Annotated in this window: 3 protein-coding genes; all 3 read left to right on the top strand. The window is 46.0% G+C overall.

The window, feature by feature from the left end:
• Positions 1-689, top strand: a 689-nt coding sequence (locus IT393_02950) for a PKD domain-containing protein (protein MCC7201610.1), incomplete at its 5' end; no start/stop codon positions are given.
• A complete protein-coding gene (locus tag IT393_02955; protein ID MCC7201611.1) occupies positions 668-1387 on the top strand; it encodes a hypothetical protein in 720 nt (239 codons plus the stop codon). The genes IT393_02950 and IT393_02955, both read left to right, overlap by 22 nt.
• 2 nt (positions 1388-1389) lie before the next feature.
• Positions 1390-2980 (top strand): hypothetical protein (locus IT393_02960; GenBank protein MCC7201612.1); only part of this gene is annotated, 1591 nt, incomplete at its 3' end.

Below are 2980 nucleotides of genomic sequence, written 5' to 3' on the forward strand. Positions count from 1 at the left end.
ACTTTGCAGGAGAGGTCTATCTTCAGGAAGGGCTGAACACTGTCACGGCAATGGCTACAGACGGCGCTGGACTTGATGTGAGCGCTTCGATCTCCGTCACCTTTGTGCCGGAAGTCTCCCCGCTCTCGCTCACCGTTATACCACAAAGCGGTATCCAGCCGCTTGAAGTGACCCTTGAAGCAGAGGCATTCATCACAAACCCTGTGGCTAATTATCAGTGGGATACGGATGGGAATGGTACTATAGATACCAGTGGTGCAATGCTATTCACGATAACCAACACCTATACAAATCCAGGCATGTACCTCCCGAGGGTAATTGTAACAGATACTCTGAACAACCGGTATGAAGCCACAGCAGTTGTTACTGTACTCTCTTTCACTGAGATGGATGCCCTGCTTCGGGCCAGGTGGGAGGAGATGAGAGTTGCACTGTCAAATGGAGATATAGAAGGATCCCTTGTATATTTTCTTGACGCAAGTCAGGCCCGGTACAGGGAACAGTTTACAGCTTTAGCCCCTGTGTTGCCGGAGATTGCAGCGGATATGAGCAATATAAGCCACCTATTATGGCTTGAAGAAAACCATGCGGAGTTTGAACTCCTGCGTATCGAGGGGGGAGAGGAGTTCTCCTATGTGTTGGTCTTTATGCGGGATGGGCAGGGGCTGTGGAAAATTCAAGGGTTTTAGAGAAAGTTTCTATGCTAAGAAAGTGTCTTATAGGTTCTTTCGTGATCCTTTTATTCTCAGTAGTAAGTGCGCTTCCCTCTAATGCATGGCTTATTTACCATAAGCCGGCGTTCAGAGGAAAGGTGATTGATGCAGAAACCAGGAAGCCGATTGCAGGGGCTGTAGTGGTGACGGTGTATGAGAAAAGCGAGATACGATTGGCCCCTGAATCGAATACTGCGATAAAGGATATTCGAGAGGTTTTGACAGCGGAGGATGGGGGCTTTTTAGTCCCCTCGTATACCTCCATCACAGACCCACTGTCATTTGATTTTACTGTAACATTTATTATTTTCAAACCCGGTTATGGTGCTTTCCCAGATTGGAGGATTAATCCGCCGAGGGGGATGAATGTGCATTTTGAGGAGTTTTTCTCTGGAGAAGTGGGTGTAGTAAAAGATGTGTGGGTTACGGAGCCATGGAAGATAGGTGCAGAGCCTAAACCGGCAAAGGTTACCTTCGGCGTCGTAGAACTCCCCAAACTAAAGACGAGGGAGGAGAGAAGAAATAATATTCCAAGCCTTCCTACTGTTCTTGATTTTTTAGAGAAACAAAAAAATCTTATCAGATTAATTAATGAGGAAGAAGAAAGTTTAGGTTTGGATAAATCAGATCCATATAAAGCTCGTGAATTTATTTTAAAAATGGGGAGAGAGTAATCATGAGAAAAATAGCACTTACTATTATTGTTATTTTACAAATATTTTCCTTCCATAAAATTACTTTTGCTTTAAATGTTGAAACACACAAAGCGATAAACTTGAACATTGCGCAGTCTACACTGGATGGGTTTTCTGTTGATTATTATCTGAAAAACAATCTTGGCTTTCCAGAAGGGATTGGAGAAACCTTTAATGGACAAAGAGTAGAGTTATGGCTCGAAATCGGCGGTGAATACGAAGACAAGCCGCCCTGGACTCTTCCCTATCTCCGTTCCGTCAATCATTTTCACAACCCAATAACCAACGAGGGCTACAGTGGTATCTGGGGTACAGGGTTTCTTTCCGGGATGTCATCCACCCAGTGGGCTTTGTTGCCTCAAAGCACCCAAAGTCCTGGAGGTTATTACTCCTGGAGTGATGTTAGAAACTACTACTTCACTGCCCTTACTTCAACAGATCAAAATATACGCAACTCAAACTTTGCCCAGACCTTCAGGGGGCTGGGTCAGTTGATGCACCTGGTACAGGATGTGTCCGTGCCGGCCCACACAAGAGACGATGGGCATCTGCTTTATAATTATGAAAAATATGCAGAATCATATGTCAGTAAATCTGGTGTGCCGGCACCAACGAGTTCTCACTTCTTTGATGGTACGATCAATGACATTGCCTCTTTCATTGATACCAATCAGTATGATGGAACAAACCCGGATATTACAGCAGGTAATATTATCGGCCTTTCCGAGTACACCAGCGCCAATTTCTTCAGCGAGGACACAATTGATTCTACTGATATCACCTTCCCCCGCTTGACCTCTGCCCAGGTGGCAAGCCGTATATTTATTCGTGACTCAGGGGGCACTTATACCCGCCACTATTATTTGAAGATGCAGGAGGGTGAGAGAAATAATGGCCAGGGCTATCTGCTTGCGGCAGTTGACTGGCTTGAGCATTACCGGCAGAAATACCCGGCATTATCCCTTTTTCTTAAAGAGACCCCTGTGCTGGACGACAATATTTACAAAGACTATGCATCCCTTCTCCTTCCCCGTGCCGTAGGTTACTCTGCCGCGCTGATCGACTATTTTTTCCGGGGAGAATTGGATTTTATGGTGGATGAGGGTGACAGGGTGGATGGAGTCAAGGGGGTAAGGGTGACTAATCTATCCGATGAAGAGATGGATGGCACCTTTAGCCTCTACTATGACGCCACTGATGGTAACAGGCATCTCCTGGGTTCATGGAGTCTACTTATTGCGCCACAGGGGACGAGTCCGACCCTTAGTTTTACATTCCCAAATAACAACATCGAATATCATCGTTATATACTGGTCTTCCGGGGCAGGATGGGTCTTGAAGAAGACGCTGTGGCAGGATACATTCATGGCGCCGGATGGCGGGAGGAGTGGGATACAGGACTCTATGACAATCACAACTGGATATACAGTGAGACCGATATGGCCGGTCAGAATCCGGCTAACGGAGAGACTGTAAATCAGATTGTAAGTGGAAAACTTGTCAAAGAAAACATCCGCTATGCCAACTCTGATATGGCCCGGATCAACGAAACCTACATTGGTGTAGCCGATG

The sequence above is a fragment of the Nitrospirota bacterium genome (assembly GCA_020851375.1).
GTDB lineage: Bacteria > Nitrospirota > 9FT-COMBO-42-15 > HDB-SIOI813 > HDB-SIOI813 > RBG-16-43-11.